This window comes from Bradyrhizobium sp. USDA 4354 (assembly GCF_054060315.1).
Map to the genome: position 1 here is coordinate 550,898 of NZ_JBSSDC010000001.1, position 15,527 is coordinate 566,424.

General features: G+C 65.6%; 18 protein-coding genes. 3 read left to right on the forward strand and 15 right to left on the reverse strand.

The genetic code is table 11. The annotated features are described in order from the left end of the window. Window positions 1-12 precede the first annotated feature (12 nt). Genes ACVIIV_RS02640 through ACVIIV_RS02670 form a run of 7 tightly spaced genes read right to left on the reverse strand, consistent with a single transcriptional unit; the run spans window position 13 to window position 5,842 of the window. Window positions 13-669 (reverse strand): aspartate/glutamate racemase family protein, encoded by a 657-nt coding sequence (locus ACVIIV_RS02640; RefSeq protein ID WP_456742778.1) that lies wholly within the window; start codon window positions 667-669, stop codon window positions 13-15. Window positions 670-677: 8 nt separating this feature from the next. Further along, the gene (locus tag ACVIIV_RS02645; protein WP_456742779.1) at window positions 678-1,562 is read right to left on the reverse strand and encodes a polysaccharide deacetylase family protein; all 885 of its coding nucleotides are present in this window, start codon (window positions 1,560-1,562) and stop codon (window positions 678-680) included. Then, window positions 1,549-2,379 (reverse strand): ABC transporter substrate-binding protein, encoded by an 831-nt coding sequence (locus ACVIIV_RS02650; RefSeq protein WP_456742780.1) that lies wholly within the window; start codon window positions 2,377-2,379, stop codon window positions 1,549-1,551. Before ACVIIV_RS02650 ends, ACVIIV_RS02645 begins: the two co-directional genes overlap by 14 nt. A 16-nt stretch (window positions 2,380-2,395) precedes the next feature. After that, entirely contained in the window at window positions 2,396-3,160 is a 765-nt protein-coding gene (locus tag ACVIIV_RS02655) for an amino acid ABC transporter ATP-binding protein (RefSeq protein WP_456742781.1), read from the reverse strand. Continuing rightward, the gene (locus ACVIIV_RS02660; RefSeq protein ID WP_456742782.1) at window positions 3,157-4,014 is read right to left on the reverse strand and encodes an amino acid ABC transporter permease; all 858 of its coding nucleotides are present in this window, start codon (window positions 4,012-4,014) and stop codon (window positions 3,157-3,159) included. The genes ACVIIV_RS02655 and ACVIIV_RS02660 overlap by 4 nt, the downstream gene beginning before the upstream one ends. Next, window positions 4,011-4,838 (reverse strand): ABC transporter substrate-binding protein, encoded by an 828-nt coding sequence (locus tag ACVIIV_RS02665; protein ID WP_456742783.1) that lies wholly within the window; start codon window positions 4,836-4,838, stop codon window positions 4,011-4,013. The genes ACVIIV_RS02660 and ACVIIV_RS02665 overlap by 4 nt, the downstream gene beginning before the upstream one ends. 47 nt (window positions 4,839-4,885) lie before the next feature. Beyond that, complete coding sequence (locus tag ACVIIV_RS02670; RefSeq protein ID WP_456742784.1) at window positions 4,886-5,842, reverse strand: N-carbamoyl-D-amino-acid hydrolase; 957 nt, start codon at window positions 5,840-5,842, stop codon at window positions 4,886-4,888. A gap of 151 nt (window positions 5,843-5,993) precedes the next feature. On the opposite strand from ACVIIV_RS02670, the gene ACVIIV_RS02675 reads away from it, so the two are divergent. Next, window positions 5,994-6,920: a LysR family transcriptional regulator gene (locus ACVIIV_RS02675; RefSeq protein WP_456742785.1), complete on the forward strand. Its 927-nt coding sequence runs from the start codon at window positions 5,994-5,996 to the stop codon at window positions 6,918-6,920. A 27-nt stretch (window positions 6,921-6,947) separates the two neighbouring features. Then, on the forward strand, window positions 6,948-7,652 hold the full coding sequence (locus ACVIIV_RS02680; protein WP_456742786.1) for a type 1 glutamine amidotransferase: 705 nt from the start codon (window positions 6,948-6,950) through the stop codon (window positions 7,650-7,652). Window positions 7,653-7,811: 159 nt separating this feature from the next. Here ACVIIV_RS02680 and ACVIIV_RS02685 read toward each other — a convergent pair whose 3' ends face one another. The 8 genes from ACVIIV_RS02685 to ACVIIV_RS02720 form a co-directional block, all read right to left on the reverse strand. Next, window positions 7,812-8,279: a nuclear transport factor 2 family protein gene (locus ACVIIV_RS02685; protein WP_456742787.1), complete on the reverse strand. Its 468-nt coding sequence runs from the start codon at window positions 8,277-8,279 to the stop codon at window positions 7,812-7,814. Window positions 8,280-8,358: 79 nt separating this feature from the next. After that, window positions 8,359-8,808: a tol-pal system-associated acyl-CoA thioesterase gene (gene ybgC / locus ACVIIV_RS02690; RefSeq protein ID WP_456742788.1), complete on the reverse strand. Its 450-nt coding sequence runs from the start codon at window positions 8,806-8,808 to the stop codon at window positions 8,359-8,361. A 70-nt stretch (window positions 8,809-8,878) separates the two neighbouring features. Then, entirely contained in the window at window positions 8,879-9,796 is a 918-nt protein-coding gene (locus ACVIIV_RS02695; RefSeq protein ID WP_456742789.1) for a metallophosphoesterase, read from the reverse strand. Between the two features lie 129 nt (window positions 9,797-9,925). Beyond that, on the reverse strand, window positions 9,926-10,978 hold the full coding sequence (gene ruvB, locus ACVIIV_RS02700; protein ID WP_456742790.1) for a Holliday junction branch migration DNA helicase RuvB: 1,053 nt from the start codon (window positions 10,976-10,978) through the stop codon (window positions 9,926-9,928). Then, a complete protein-coding gene (locus ACVIIV_RS02705; protein ID WP_456742791.1) occupies window positions 10,975-11,439 on the reverse strand; it encodes a hypothetical protein in 465 nt (154 codons plus the stop codon). Before ACVIIV_RS02705 ends, ruvB begins: the two co-directional genes overlap by 4 nt. Then, window positions 11,436-12,053, reverse strand: a complete 618-nt coding sequence (gene ruvA / locus ACVIIV_RS02710) for a Holliday junction branch migration protein RuvA (RefSeq protein ID WP_456742792.1) — start codon at window positions 12,051-12,053, stop codon at window positions 11,436-11,438. The genes ACVIIV_RS02705 and ruvA overlap by 4 nt, the downstream gene beginning before the upstream one ends. Beyond that, window positions 12,050-12,577: a crossover junction endodeoxyribonuclease RuvC gene (gene ruvC, locus ACVIIV_RS02715; protein WP_456748653.1), complete on the reverse strand. Its 528-nt coding sequence runs from the start codon at window positions 12,575-12,577 to the stop codon at window positions 12,050-12,052. Before ruvC ends, ruvA begins: the two co-directional genes overlap by 4 nt. A 210-nt stretch (window positions 12,578-12,787) precedes the next feature. Further along, on the reverse strand, window positions 12,788-13,534 hold the full coding sequence (locus ACVIIV_RS02720; RefSeq protein ID WP_456742793.1) for a YebC/PmpR family DNA-binding transcriptional regulator: 747 nt from the start codon (window positions 13,532-13,534) through the stop codon (window positions 12,788-12,790). Between the two features lie 219 nt (window positions 13,535-13,753). Between ACVIIV_RS02720 and ACVIIV_RS02725 the strand changes: the two genes are divergently transcribed. After that, on the forward strand, window positions 13,754-15,502 hold the full coding sequence (locus tag ACVIIV_RS02725) for a methyl-accepting chemotaxis protein (RefSeq protein WP_456742794.1): 1,749 nt from the start codon (window positions 13,754-13,756) through the stop codon (window positions 15,500-15,502). Window positions 15,503-15,527: the final 25 nt, after the last annotated feature.

Sequence of the window (15,527 nt, forward strand, 5' to 3'; positions counted from 1 at the left end):
TCCTGAAGGATCTTACGTGTTCAACAAGACCGCGCCGATCGCAGCGGCCACCGCCTGTTGCGCCGGCTCGACCACGGGCACGCCGATCGCCTCCGCAATCGCCGTGCGGTGCGAGGCCATGCCGGCGCAGCCCATCACCACGACATCGGCGCGGCATTGCGTGACCAGCGCGCGGCCGGCTTCGATCAGGCGGCCGCGGATATCGGCGCCCGCCGTCTCGGCCGCGCTCGCGCCGACCGACCAGCTTCCGGCGTAGCGACTATCGACGCCCATCACCCGCGCCATGCGCTGCTGGCGGCGGATGCTCGACGGCGACAGCGCGATCACGCCGAAACGTTCGCCCAGCATCAGCGCGCGGAAGATGCCGCATTCGGCGATGCCCATGACCGGGCGCCCGCCCGCCGCCTCACGCACTGCGTGCAGGCCGGGATCGCTGAAGCAGGCGAGCACGAAGGCATCCGCATCGTCGCGCGACACGCGGTTCACCAGCGGCATGACGACGCTGTCGGCGTCGCGCTGCGAGCTGATGCCCGACGGCTCCTCGGCAAGACCGACCACCTCGATCTCAGGCCCGCCGGCGATGCGCAGCGGCGCCACTGCATCATCGATCGCCGCCGTCACCGATGCCGACGAGTTGGGGTTGATGACGAGGATGCGGCGACGGGTCATAGCACTGCTCAGCGGCTGCCGGCTTCGTGGCGCAGGAAGTTTTCCGCGATCTTCTCGCCGGTCGTGATCCAGACATCCGGGCACGACTTTGCATAAGTGAGGAATTCGCGCAGCAGCCGCAGCCGCATCGGACGGCCGCTGCATTGCGGATGCAGCACCGTCGTCACCATCGCGCCCCAGTCGCGGATTTCGTCCAGCTCGTCCTTCCACATCGAGAGCACATGCTCCTTGGGGAAGATCGAGCGCGGGCTGAAGCGGGCGGAGAGGCCGTGCATCCAGTCGTCATAGCTCGCGGTCACCGGCAGCTCGATCGTGCCGGGCCTGCCGTCGGCGAGGCGATGGCGATAGGGCCTGACGTCGTCGCGGAACGAAGACGTGTAGACGATACCGTGGCGCACCAGCGCGACGCGCAATTCCTCGGTGAACTCGCCGTAAGGCGCGCGATAGCCGGCCGGCTTGACGCCGAGCCGGCGCTTCAGCGCCTCGAAGCCGCGCGCCAGCTCCTCCTCGAGCCAGGGATCGCCGGGGTCTGGCAAGAGATGGTGATAGCCGTGATGGCCGATCTCGTGGCCCGCCTTGAGAATCGATTCGGCCATCGCCGGATGCGCGTCCACCGACCAGCCCGTGACGAAGAACGTCGCCTTGAGATCGAGCTGGTCGAGCAGCTCCAAAAGCTTCGGCGTGCCGACGCGCGCCTCGTAGCCGCCATAGCTCATGGTGATCAGCCGCTGCGCATGCACCGCATCCTTGCTGGTCCATGCGCTCTCCGCATCGACGTCGAAGGACAGGAACATCGCGGATGTGTACGGCTGCGGCCAGGGATAGTCCGGCGCGGGATCCGCGGTGTTGGCCGGAACGAGCGGGATGCTCTGGAGTGCCTTACTGTCCAGCATTGATGGTCGCCTTCTCTATTGCGTTGTCGCTCAATTTCCATTTCGCCAGCAGGCTCTTGTAAGTGCCGTCGGCGATCAGCGCATCGACCGCTTCCAGCATCGCCTGTTGCAATGCCTTCTCCTTCACCGGCAGGGCAATGCCGGTGAATTGCTGCGCGAGGGGCTCGCCCACCGTGGCGTAGGTGCCGGGCTCGAGGTCCATGATGTAGGGTAGCGTCTCGTTGCCCTGGGCAGCAGCATCGATGCGGCCCTGCCTCAGCTGGGTGCGCGCGTCGGCGGAGCCGTCGGTGCCGACGAACTGAATCGGATTGCTGCCGCAATTCTTCTCGCTCCACGCCGCGATCTGCGCCGGGAACATGGTGCGGCGGCTGGCGCCAACCTTCTTGCCGCAGAGCGCCACCGCGTCCTTGAACTCGGCCTTGCGCGACTGCTGCACGAAGAATTGCGGACCGCTCCGCAAGTAGTCGACGAAGGTCGCGATCTCGTGCCGGCTGGCATAGTCCGTGAAGCCGGACAGGATGGCGTCCACGCGTCCGGTCGAGATCGACGGCATGAACTCGGCAAAGCTCGTCTCGGTCCATTCGATCTTGACGCCGAGCTTGCGGCCGATGGCTTCGCCGAGATCGATGTCGAATCCGGACAGCGCGTTGGTCGCGGGATCGCGGAACTCCATCGGCGGATAGTTCGGCACCAAGGCCACCTTGATGCTGCCGCGCTTTGCGATCTCCGGCGGCAGCTCGATGGCCCAAGCCTGAACACTTAGAGCCGAAACGGTCATGGCACCAAGCAGCGCCGCCGCAACAAAAAATCTCTTCATCACCACGCCCCTATCTTCAGATCACCGCAGAAAGAAATGCCTTGGTGCGCTCCTCGCGCGGCGCACCCAACACCTCGGAGGCGCGCCCCTGCTCGACGATCGCGCCCTGGTCCATGTAGACGACACGGTCGGCGACCTCGCGCGCGAAGCCGAGCTCGTGCGTGACCACCATCATGGTCATGCCGCTTCGCGCCAGCTCCTTCATCACAGCAAGAACCTCACCGACGAGCTCGGGATCGAGCGCGCTGGTGGGCTCGTCGAACAGCATCAGCATCGGCTTCATGGCGAGCGCCCGCGCGATCGCGACGCGCTGCTGCTGGCCGCCGGAGAGCTGCGCCGGATAGGAGTCCGCCTTGGCTGCAAGCCCGACACGCCGGAGCAGCTCGATCGCCTCGGCGCGCACTTCGTCGGCTTTGCGCCCCTGAACCTGGGTCGGGCCTTCGGTGATGTTTTCCAGCGCAGTCTTGTGCGGAAACAGGTTGAAGCGCTGGAACACCATGCCGGTCTTCAGCCGCTGCCGCCCGATCTCGCGTTCGCTGAGTCGATGGAGCCGTCCGCTTTGCTCGCGCACGCCCAGGAGTTCGCCGTCAAGCCAGATGCCACCGGCATCGATCGTGGCGAGCTGGTTGATGCAGCGGAGCAGCGTGGTCTTGCCCGAGCCGGAGGCGCCGATCAGGCACATCACCTCGCCGGGCCAGACGTCGAGCGAGACGTTCTTGAGAGCCTGGAACTCCCCAAAATTCTTGGCTACGGAGCGGATCGCGACGAGGGGTTTTGTCATCGCGCCAGCCGCAATGTGCCGCGTGCAAAGCGGCGTTCGAGCAGCATCTGCAGCGGAGTCAGGATCGAGACCACGAGCAGGTACCAGAGCCCGGCGACGATCAGGAGCTCGATGACGCGGGAATTGGCATAGTAGATGTTCTCGGCATTGTGCAGCAGTTCCGGGTACTGGATGACGCTGGCGAGCGAGGTCGCCTTCACCATGCCGATGAACTCGTTGCCGAGCGGCGGGATCACGACGCGCATCGCCTGCGGCAGCACGATCCGGCGCAGCGCGCGCAGCCGTCCCATGCCGATCGCCTGCGCCGCTTCGTACTGTCCGATGTCGACCGACAGCATGCCGGCGCGCATCACTTCGGACGTGTAGGCGCCCTGGTTGATGCCGAGCCCGAGCAGCGCGGCGAGAAAGGGCGTCATGACGTCGACGGCGCGCGCGGACCATAGACCGGGAATGCCGATGGTCGGAAACACCAGCGCCAGATTGAACCACAGCAGCAGTTGCAGGATCAGCGGGGTGCCGCGGAACAACCAGGTGTAGCCGGCGGCCACTGTCTTCAGCACCGGATTGGGCGACAGCCGCATGACCGCGACGACGATGCCGAGCACGATGCCGAGGGCCATCGCCAGCACCGCCATCACCATGGTGTTGACGATGCCTTCGAGAATGACCTTTGCGGTCAGGAAGCGGCTGACATAGGACCATTCGATCTGACCGTTCGCGAACGCGCGCGCGATCGCAGCCAGCACGAGGACGATCACGGCTGCGCTGATCCAGCGAAACCAGTGCGGCTCGCGCGCGATCCGCATGCCCGACAGATCGGGAAATCCCTCCGCGAGTGCCGGCGCCGGCTTCATTGCGGCGCCGCGTTGAGCATGGGCTGGGCGACTGCGTTCGCACCTAAGCCCCATTTGTCGAGAACGGCCTTGTAGGCGCCGTCGGCGATCATGGCGGCGAGCTTCTCCGTCACGACCTCACGCAGGGCCGCATCGTCCTTGCGGAACATGATGCCCTGATAGCCTTTGGCGAAGGCCTCACCGAGGATGCGGTATTTGCTGGGCTCCTGCGTCCGCGCATAGGGCAGCGTCTCGCTGCCCTGCACGGCGGCGTCGATGCGGCCCTGCTTAAGCTGGTTGCGGACGTCGATGGAGTTCTCGCCCGGAACGTACTGGATCGCGGGCTTGCCGGCCGGCTCGCAATTCTGCTTGCTCCACTTCTCGATCTCGACCGGGAAGCTGGTGCTGCGGGTGGTGCCGACCTTCTTGCCGCAGAGATCGGTTGCATCCTTGGCCGCGCTCTCCGCCATCACGAAGAACTGCGGGCCGGTCGCGAGATAATCGACGAAATCGGCGGTCTCGCGCCGCGAGGCGCGGTCCGAGATGCCGGAGATGATGAAGTCCGCGCGCTTGGTCTGGAGCGAGGGGATCAATTCGGCAAACGGCGTCTCGCTCCAGACGATCTTGAGGCCGCCGAGCCGCTTGGCGAGCTCATTGGCGAGATCGATGTCGAGCCCGACCAGCTCGCCAGTTGCGGGATCGCGATATTCCATCGGCGCGTAAGTGGAGTTGACGGTAAGCTTCAATGTGCCCGCCTGCTTGATCTCCGCCGGAAGCTCGGCAGCTCGCGCGCAGGTCACCGCAGCCAGCGCGGCAACAGCGAGAGAAAATGAGAGGCGTGTCATGTCAGCTCCTTTGCCCATGTCAGCTTTGCCAGCGTCGTGCCACCTGCTCAGTCAGCGTCGAGAACGGCCGGCTCGATCACGCCGGCGCGTTCAGTGATCACCCTGTATTGCTCGGGCCGCCGGTGGGCGGCGAAGTTGAACATCTTGTCCTTGCCCTGGCGGCAGAGATCGAGATCGATGTCGGCGACGATCACCTCGTCGGCCAGCGTCTGCGCCTGCGCGACGATGCGCCCGTTGGGATCGACGATGCAGGAGCCGCCGATCAGGCCGGAGCCATCCTCCTCGCCCGCCTTGGCCACCGAGATCGCCCAGGTCGCATTCATGTAGGCGTTGGCCTGCGTCACCAGCGTCGAGTGGAAGGTGCGCAAGACTCCGTCTTCCGTCGTGCCGCCATTGGGATCGTAGGCCGCCGAATTGTAGCCGATGCAGACGAGCTCGACGCCTTGCAGCCCGAGCACGCGCCAGGATTCCGGCCAGCGGCGATCGTTGCAGATCATCATGCCCATGATGGCGTGGGCCCAGGCCGACCCGGCGCGGAACGCAGGGAAGCCGAGGTCGCCATATTCGAAATACCGCTTCTCGAGCTGCTGGTAGCGCGCGCCCGGCCGCGGCTCGACCGAGCCCGGCAGGTGCACCTTGCGATAGCGGCCGAGGATCTCGCCGTCGCGATCGACCAGGATGGCGCAATTGTAGCGGCGGCCGTCCGGCGTCAGCTCGGCATAGCCGACATAGAAGCCGACGCGGAGCGCACGTGCGCGATCGAACAGCTTTGCCACCGCCGGGTTCGGCATGCCGCGCTCGAAATACCGATCGAGAGCCTCGCCTTCGAGCAGCCAGCGCGGAAAGAAGGTGGTGAAGGCAAGCTCCGGAAACACCACGAGGCTGGCGCCACGGCCGGCGGCCTCCTCCAGCATGTCGATCATCCGCGACAACGTATGCTCGCGGCTATCTGCTTTTTGCGTCGGCCCCATCTGGGCGGCGGCGGCGCGAAGGACACGAACCAAAACTGCCTCCAATCTGTGCGCAATGCTGCCTCAATGGGCGAATGAACCCTTTGATGCGACGCGCAAATCCGCTGTCATTACGGGCGAGCGGGGCTGCAAAATCAATTCGCTTTGCTATGATGTTTTAGCCCTGAGTATAATCGGCAGTGATATGAACCTGCGCCAGCTCGAGATCCTGCGTGCCGTCATCCGCCACCGCACCACGGTGGCGGCGGCGGACGAGCTGGCCCTATCTCAGCCTGCGGTCAGCAACGCGCTGAAGACGATGGAAGCGCAGGCGGGCTTCGCGCTGTTCGAGCGCCTCAACAACCGGCTGTTTCCGACCGCAGAAGCGATGGCGCTCTACAAGGAAAGCGAGGCGATCTTCGCGCTGCACGCCAAGCTCGAGAGCCGCGTGCGCGATCTACGCGAGAACCGCTCCGGGCATCTCGCCATCGTGGCGACGCCGCCGCTCGCCTACAGCATCATTCCCTCCGCACTGTCAGGATTCCTGCGCCGCCGCCCGGAGACGCGCATGTTCTTCGACGTCCGCCGCTACGAGGGCATCATCGAGGGCGTGCTGAGCCGGGTCGCCGAGCTCGGCTTCGCGCTCGGGCTGACGCATCATCCCGGCATCGCGCATGAGGTGGTGCATACCGGCGAGATGGTGTGCGTGCTGCCGCCGCAGCATCCGCTCGCCGACCGGCCGGTGATCTCGGCTGCGGACCTGTCCGGCCTGCCCTTCATCGGGCTCGAGCGCGGCACGCGGCTGGGCGAGGCCGTGCGCGACAGCTTTGCCCGTGCCGGCGCGCCGTTCCAGCCGACAGTCGAGGTGCGCTACTGCAACACGGCCTGCGTGCTCGCTGCCGCCGGCGTCGGCGCTGCGGTGGTCGATCCCTTCTCGCCGCGGCAGAACGGCGGCAGCGGCCTCGTCGTCCGTCCGTTCACGCCGACGACCCAGGCGGTCGCCTATATGCTATGGTCGGAAGCCGAGCCGCTGTCGCGCCTGGCGAAGGCCTTTCTCAACGAGGTCCGCAAGCAGAGCGCGCTGCTGGAGCGCACAGCGCCACACCAGCAACATGGGGCAGAAAGCAACTGAGCTTCGCAACCTGTTACCCGGGGGCACATGGCACGCATCACCATCATCGAGACCGGGCAGGTCCCACAAAAATATCGCGAGCAGCACGGCTCGTTTCCGGACATGTTCGAGCGGATGATCCGCAGCGAGGATCCGACGGCGACGGTCGAGGTCGTCAGCATCCCCAACGGCGATGCGCTTCCCGATCACGGCAAGCTGGAGGCCGTGCTGATCACGGGCGCGGCGGCCGGCGTCTATGACGGGCTCGACTGGATCGCGCTGCTGGAGGACTTTGTCCGCAAGGCCTATACCAACAAGACGCCGATGGTCGGCGTCTGCTTCGGCCATCAGCTGATCGCTCAGGCGCTCGGCGGCACCGTGCGCAAATCCGAGAAGGGCTGGGGCATCGGCCGCCACGTCTATCAGGTGCTGCCGGAGAACGGCGTCGTCGAGGGCGAAACGATCGCGATCGCCGCCTCACATCAGGACCAGGTGATCGAGCCACCGACCGATGCGCTGACGATCCTCTCCTCGGAGTTCACCCCGCATGCCGGCCTGCTCTACGCCAACGGCGCAACACTGACCGTGCAGCCGCACCCGGAATTCGACGTCGGGTTCGCGCAAGTGTGTTGCGATCTGCGCGACGGCAAGGCGCCGGAGGGTGTCGTGGCGGCGGCGAGGGCGTCGCTGGCGGAGCCGATGGATAATGCGAAGCTGGGCGGGGCGATTACAAGGTTTCTGGCGAAGCGCTGATTTCACCTCGCCCCGCTTGCGGGGAGAGGTCGGATTGCATCGAAGATGCAATCCGGGTGAGGGGGATTCTCCACGAGTCCGACTGTCACCGAATTCGCCGAGACAGCCCCTCACCCCAACCCTCTCCCCGTAAGAACGGGGAGAGGGAGAGGAAGCACCTCAGAACGGGTCGCTTCCCAATCCCGGCACATCGGCCGGCCGCGGTCCCGGCGCGGCCCAGTGAAACCGGCGGTCCTTCTCCTCAATCGCGATGTCGTTGATCGAGGCCTCGCGCCGCTTCATCAGGCCATGCTCGTCGAACTCCCACTGCTCGTTGCCGTAGGAGCGATACCACTGGCCGCCGGCATCGTGCCATTCGTACTGGAAGCGCACGGCGATACGGTTGCCGTCGAAGGCCCAGAGGTCCTTGATGAGGCGATAGTCTTGCTCCTTCTCCCATTTGCGAGTGAGGAAGGCGACGATGGCTTCGCGGCCCTGAAAAACTTCCGAACGATTGCGCCAGCGGCTGTCCTCGGTATAGGCGAGCGAGACCCGCACCGGATCGCGTGAATTCCAGGCGTCCTCGGCCATGCGGGCCTTTTGCGCGGCGGTTTCGCGGGTGAAGGGTGGAAGCGGCGGACGCGACATGATGACCTCATCGGTTGATCGTGACCGCGAATGTATCGTCGCAATTGGCAGAGTCGATAGGTCATCCGCTATCGAGCGATCACGAAACCAGATCGGCCTTCATCAGCGTGCGGATCGACTTCGGGATCGGCTGGGCGCGACCGCCGCTGATGAAGGCAACGCGGACCTCGGCTTTGACCAGCACGTCATCGCCGCGCCGAACCTCCTGCGCCAGCATGATGGAGGCCCCCTTCACCGCGACCGGCCAGGTCACGACATCGAGCACGTCGTCCATTCGCGCAGGCTTCAAAAAGTCCAGATGCATCGAGCGCACCACGAAGGCGAAGCCGGCGCCTTCCGTCTCGGTCTGCTCGAACAGCGCCTGCTGCTCGGCGCCCATCAGCCGCAGGTGATTGGTGCGGCCGCGCTCCATGTAGCGCAGGTAGTTGGCGTGATAGACGATGCCGGAAAAATCCGTGTCCTCGTAGTAGACCCGGACCTGCATGTGGTGGCGGCCGTCGCGGATCTCGCCGTCGAGATGAGCTGTCACGTCGCGAGCCTCTTCGCTTGTCGGTAACCGGGCCGTTTTGCGCAAAAACGGCCGGCCACGCAAGCGTGGGTTACGTCACCAAAGGCCCTCCCCCCAGCGTCACCTCGACGATCTCCGGCGGCACGCCGACGCGGAGCGGCATGATGCTGCAACCGAGGCCGCCGGAGATGATGACGTCGCATTTCAGCCTGACATGACCATAGGCGAGCCGGACGCCATGCTGCGGCGGAACCGCGGGGGACCAGCCGAGCAGGCGGACCTGGCCGCCATGGGTATGGCCGGACAGTTGCAGCGCGACGCGCGCGGGCACGCGCGGCGCGATGTTGGGCTCATGCGCGAGCAGGATGATCGGCGCATCGTCCGTGACCTTGGCGAGCGTCGCATTGAGATCATCGGCACCGAAGCGCACCATGCTCCGAAACCGGCGCGCCGGCAGGAAGGCGAGCTGATCGCCGAGGCCGGCCAGCCAGAACGGACGGCCGTCCTTGGTAAGGCGCACGACATCGTTCTCGTAGACGGGGATGCCGGCCGCCTCCAGCGCACGATGCGCGACGGTCGCCCCCTGCCCGGCCCGCTGCACCGTCCTGTCATCCCAATAATCGTGGTTACCCATGACGGCATGGACGCCGAGCGGCGCCTTGAGGCCCGCCAGCACCCTCGCCCATTCGCTCGATGGGATGATGCGCGTGACCTGATGCAGGCCGGCGACATAATCGCCGAGCAGCACGATGAGGTCGGGGTTCAGCGCGTTCGTGCGGTCGACGATGGCCGCGATCCGGTCCAGCGGCATCCAGGGATCGCAGGCATGGATGTCGGCAATGACGGCGATCTTCAGCGGAAGATCCGCCGGCCATTGCCGCGGCGTCGGATGATAGCGGGTGACGCGGAGCCGCAGCATCGGTTCCACGCCGACGCCATAAGCGGCGGTCGAGACGCCGAGGGCGGACAGGCCGCCGATGGAACGGATGAGATGACGGCGCGTGATCATGGAAGCCCGATGGTGATGCGGCGTCTTGATGATATCTGATTGGAGCGGAATTGGGGTGTGTTCGTGCAGATCGTCTGCACGAGATTACCGGAAATTGATCAAAGCCGGACCGGCGAACGTTTCAGCAAATCACTCGTCGCTGTCATCCGTGCCGAACAGGCCGAACTGCGCCGCCGCATCGCGCGAGGGCTCGGCGATGCCGAGATGGCGGAAGGCGTGCGAGGTCAGCAGGCGGCCGCGCGGCGTGCGCTGCAGATAGCCGCACTGAATGAGATAAGGCTCGATGATGTCCTCGATGGCATCGCGCGGCTCCGACAGGGCCGCGGCCATGGTCTCGACGCCGACCGGGCCGCCGCCATAGTTCATCGCGATGGTCGTGAGATAGCGGCGGTCCATGGCATCGAGCCCTGCGGCATCGACCTCGAGCGCGCTCAGCGCGTGATCGGCGATCTTGCGGTCGATCTTGTCGGCATCGGCCGCGGAAGCGAAATCGCGCACGCGCCTGAGCAAGCGCCCGGCGATGCGCGGCGTGCCGCGGGCGCGGCGCGCGATCTCGTTGGCGCCGTCCGCGCTCATGCCGACATTGAGCACGCGCGCGCCGCGGCTGACGATGCTCTCCAATTCCTCGATCGTGTAGAAATTGAGCCGGACCGGAATGCCGAAACGGTCGCGCAAGGGATTGGTGAGGAGGCCTGCGCGCGTGGTGGCGCCGACCAGGGTGAATTTCGACAGCTCGATCTTCACCGAGCGCGCCGCCGGGCCCTCTCCGATGATGAGGTCGAGCTGGAAATCCTCCATCGCGGGATAGAGCACCTCTTCCACCGCGGGGCTGAGGCGATGGATCTCGTCGATGAAGAGCACGTCGCGCTCTTCAAGATTGGTGAGGAGAGCTGCGAGATCGCCGGCCTTGGCGATCACAGGACCCGACGTGGCGCGGAAGCCGACGCCGAGCTCTTTCGCCACGATCTGCGCCAGCGTGGTCTTGCCAAGACCGGGGGGACCTACGAACAGCACATGATCCAGCGCCTCGCCGCGCTTGCGCGCCGCCTCGATGAAGATCGAGAGGTTCTTGCGCGCCTGCTGCTGGCCGACGAAGTCGGACAGCGATTGCGGGCGCAGCGCGGTGTCGCCGACATCGTCGCTGCGGCGCTCGGGCGAGACCATGCGGGGAGGAGTGGTCATATCAAGGATCTAACGAGCCGATTGCGGATGAGAAGGGAAGCTTGAGCTCCCACGAAGAAGATCAAACCTGACACAAAGATGAGAACTACTTCGCCCGAATGAAACGGCACGCGATCAATCAGACCTATCACCAGAACCGAAAGCAAGCTTGCGACAAGAACGTTCCACCAGACGACAATGCCGCGGAATAGAAAGATCGTCGTAACCAACAGCGCTGTAATGGCTGCGGGCAAAGACAGTCTCGGCAGAGCAAAACTGCTGAACCCGATCAGGTCGCGCGAGGTCGAGAAGCATCGAATAACACGGCTCAGAAAGCAACCTGATGCCGACACTGCCAGCATTGCAAGATATCCGGCAACAAACGTTCCAAGAAAAACAGCGACGAACATACCGCCGAGCCGCAACAACTGTTGGCGTGCCGCGCCCTGGCCCCACGCGGAGAGGCGCTGGCCGTCGCTCATTTCGCCAGTTCCTTCAGACCCAACCGAATGAGTTGCGCGGTCTCGGCGCCTTCACCTGCACTGCGTGACGCTGTCGCGATCGCCGCGGCGGCCTGCGGCTGGCCGTAGCCGAGATTGACCAGCGCGGAGATCGCATCTGCCACGGGGCGCGGCGCGCGCTGGTCGTCGACGGCACCGGCGAGATGCACGACGGCGGGATCGACATTCGCAAAGGCCGGCGCCTTGTCCTTCAACTCGGTGACGATGCGCTCGGCGACCTTGGGGCCGACGCCGGGCGTGCGCGCCACCGCGGCCTTGTCGCGCAGCGCGATGGCGTTGGCGAGGTCGGCCGGCGACAGCGTGCCGAGCACCGCGAGCGCGACCTTGGCGCCGACGCCCTGCACGGTCTGGAGCAGGCGAAACCATTCGCGCTCCTGATCGGTGCGGAAGCCGAACAGTTTAATCTGGTCCTCGCGGACGTAAGTCTCGATCGACAGCACGGCGGCTTCGCCCGGCGACGGCAGATGCTGCAAGGTGCGCGACGAGCAATGCACCTGATAGCCGACGCCGCCGACGTCGAGGATGACGAAATCCTCGCCGTAGGAATCGATCAGGCCCTTGAGCTTGCCGATCATATTCCCACCACCTTCAGTCGGAGCGCGGTGCTCTGGCGGTGATGGGCGTGGGTGATGGCGATGGCGAGCGCGTCGGCCGCGTCGGCGGACGGCGGCTCGGCTTTCGGCAGCAATATCTTCAGCATCATCGCGATTTGTTGCTTGTCGGCGTGGCCGGCACCGACCACCGTTTTCTTGACCTGGTTCGGCGCATATTCGGCGACAGAGATGCCGAACATTGCAGGCGCCAGCATGGCGACGCCGCGGGCCTGGCCGAGCTTCAGCGTCGCTACGCCGTCCTTGTTCACAAAGGTCTGCTCGACCGCGGCTTCCACCGGCTGGTGATCGGACAGGACGGACGCGAGCCCCTCGTGGATCGCGAGCAGCCGGCTCGCCAGCGGCAGATCGTCCGGCGGTTCCACCGAACCGCAGGCGACGTAGATCAGGCGGTTGCCCTCAGCCTCGATCACGCCCCAGCCGGTGCGGCGCAGGCCGGGGTCGATGCCGATGATGCGAACGGGGCCACGAATCGGGAGCGCGGTCATGGGCCAGTGATAGCGGCTGGCCGGACTGAGGGAAACAGAAACAGAACGGAAATAACAGGGGAAAGACGGTCTCGTGCCCCGGGCGCAACGCGGCACGTAGTGCTGCGCTGCTGAACCGGGGCCCATGTTGCCTCCAGCGCACGCGGCGCCGTGGGTCCCGGCTCTGCGTCGCACCGCTTCGCGCTGCGCCGCGTCCGGGACACGCGGGCCCTACCCGCCCATCTTCGCAACAAGCGCGTCCGACACCTCGAAATTGGCGTAGACGTTCTGAACGTCGTCGTGCTCGTTGAGCAGGTCCATCAGCTTCAAGAGCTTCTCGCCGGTCTCGTCGTCGACCGTAACCGTGTTCTGCGGCTTCCAGATCAGCGCGGCCTTGCGCGGCTCGCCGAACTTGGCTTCCAGCGCCTTGGCGACGTCGCGATAGCTTTCGGTCGAGGCGTAGATCTCGTGGCCGCCCTCGCCGGAAACGACGTCGTCTGCGCCGGCCTCGATCGCGGCGTCCAGCACCGCGTCGTCGGAGGCGACGCTGCGGTCGTATTCGATGATGCCGGTGCGGTCGAACATGAAAGAGACCGAGCCGGTTTCGCCGAGATTGCCGCCGGACTTGGTGAAGAAGGAGCGGATGTCGGAAGCGGCGCGGTTGCGGTTGTCGGTCAGTGCCTCGACGATGACGGCGACGCCGCCGGGACCATAGCCCTCGTAGCGGATCTCGTCATAGTTCTCACCATCGCTGCCGAGCGCCTTCTTGATGGCGCGCTCGATATTGTCCTTCGGCATGTTCTCCTGGCGCGCGGCGATCACGGCGGCGCGCAGGCGCGGGTTCATGGCGGGGTCAGGGGTGCCGAGCTTGGCCGCGACGGTGATTTCCCGCGCCAGCTTGCCGAACAGTTTCGACTTCTGCGCATCCTGCCGCCCCTTGCGGTGCATGATGTTCTTGAATTGGGAATGTCCGGCCATGCGTGGTCTCTTGTGGAATAGTCAGCCAAAGGTGAGCGTGGGAAGCGCGGCCTTATAGGCCGCCAACCCACCGGAATCAAAGGGCTCTGGTAGCCTTACGGTAGCACTGTAGAGCTAGCCACCGTAATGGTCCGTGCCTAGAGGTCGGGCGTCGTTAACCCTGATTTCATTCCGGCCTGCGAAAATAGCGTCCGCCCGTTCCCCGACAAGAGAGACGTGATGGCGTTCGGACTATTTCGGAAGCGCCTGCCTGATATGGCTGGCCCTGTGGCAGCTCCGCAGACCGCGCAGCCGGTGGCCAATTCCGAGCCCGCCCCGGCCACTGAAAGCGATTCCGCCAGGGAAATCCTGGAATTGCTGGAACTCGAGCTGGGCGCGATGATTCGCCAGCTCGAGCGCGCCGCCCATTCCGTGGCCGGCGGCGCCGAGGCGACCGCGGCGACGCTTGCCGCCATCCGCGACCGCACCGACGCCCTGACCGGCCGCACCAATGCGGCGCAGTCGACCGCCTCCACCTTTGCCCATGCCGCCGACAAGTTCACCCAGTCCGCCCTGGGCATCGGGGCGCAGGTCCGCGAAGCCGGCAAGCTCGCCGACGAGGCCAGCGCTGCGGCGCAGGAAGCCCGCGCCAATGTCGATCGCCTGCGCGAATCCTCCGCCGCCATCGGCAATGTCGTCAATCTGATCGCGCAGATCGCGCGGCAGACCACGCTGCTCGCGCTCAACTCGACCATCGAGGCCGCGCGAGCGGGCGCCGCGGGAAAGGGCTTTGCGGTCGTCGCCACCGAGGTCAAGGCCCTCGCGGTGCAGACGCAGAGCGCAACGGAAGAGATCACAAAGAAGATCGATGCGCTCCAGCGCGACGCCGCCGGCTCTGCGGAAGCGGTGCATCGTATTTCGCAGGCGATCGAGGCGATCCGCCCGGTGTTCGACACCGTCAACGGCGCGGTCGCCGAGCAGAACGCCACGACCAGTGAAGTCTCCGGCAACGCCGCCAGCGCCTCGGAGTTCATCATCTCGGTCGGCGAGAGCGCGGCCGAGATCGATGCCGCGACCAAGGCGGCCGAGACCCATGGCGAGAGCGTCGCCGGTGCCGGCAGGGCCGTCACCACGTTCGCACAGAAGCTGAAATCGCGCTGCGCCGTGCTGCTCCGCCAGAGCGAGCACGACGACCGCCGCAAGACGGAGCGGCTGCCCTGCCATCTCAAGTTCGAGACCTCGCGCGGCGTGATGCCGGTCTATGAAATCGCGATGGAAGGCGTGCTGATCGGCGGCGCGGACGCAGGCCGGCTTGCACAGCAAGCGATGATCGAAGGCACCCTCGAAAACATCGGCGCCTGCCGCCTGCGCGTGGTCGAGCAATCCAAGGCCGGCGCCCGCGCGCAATTCGTTGGTCCCAACGCCGCGCTCAACGAGAAGATCGAGGATAAGCTCTGGTCGATCCATGAGGAGAGCACGGAGTTCGTCACCCGCGCCATGGAAGCGGGCAATGCGCTGACCAAGATCTTCGAGCAGGCGCTCGCGCGCGGCGAGGTCAAGATGGAGGACCTCTTCGACACCGACTACGCGGAAATTGCGGGCACCAATCCGCAGCAATACCGCACGAAGTATCTCGACTGGGCCGACCGCGCCCTGCCGCCGTTCCAGGAAGCCTTTCTGGCGAGGGAGCCCCGGATGGCGTTCTGCGCCATGGTCGACCGCAACGGCTTCCTGCCGGTGCACAACAAGATCTATTCGCATCCGCAGCGGCCGGGCGACGTCGCCTGGAACACGGCCAACAGCCGCAACCGGCGGATCTTCAACGATCCGGCGGGGCTCGCCGCCGCGCGCAACCTGCGCTCGTACCTGGTGCAGAGCTATGCCCGCGACATGGGCAACGGGAACACGGTCATGATGCGGGAGATCGACGTCCCGATCCGCGTGCAGGGCCGGCACTGGGGCGGATTTCGCACCGCCTACAAACTGTAGTGCACGCTCAGGCAAGACGCCGGGC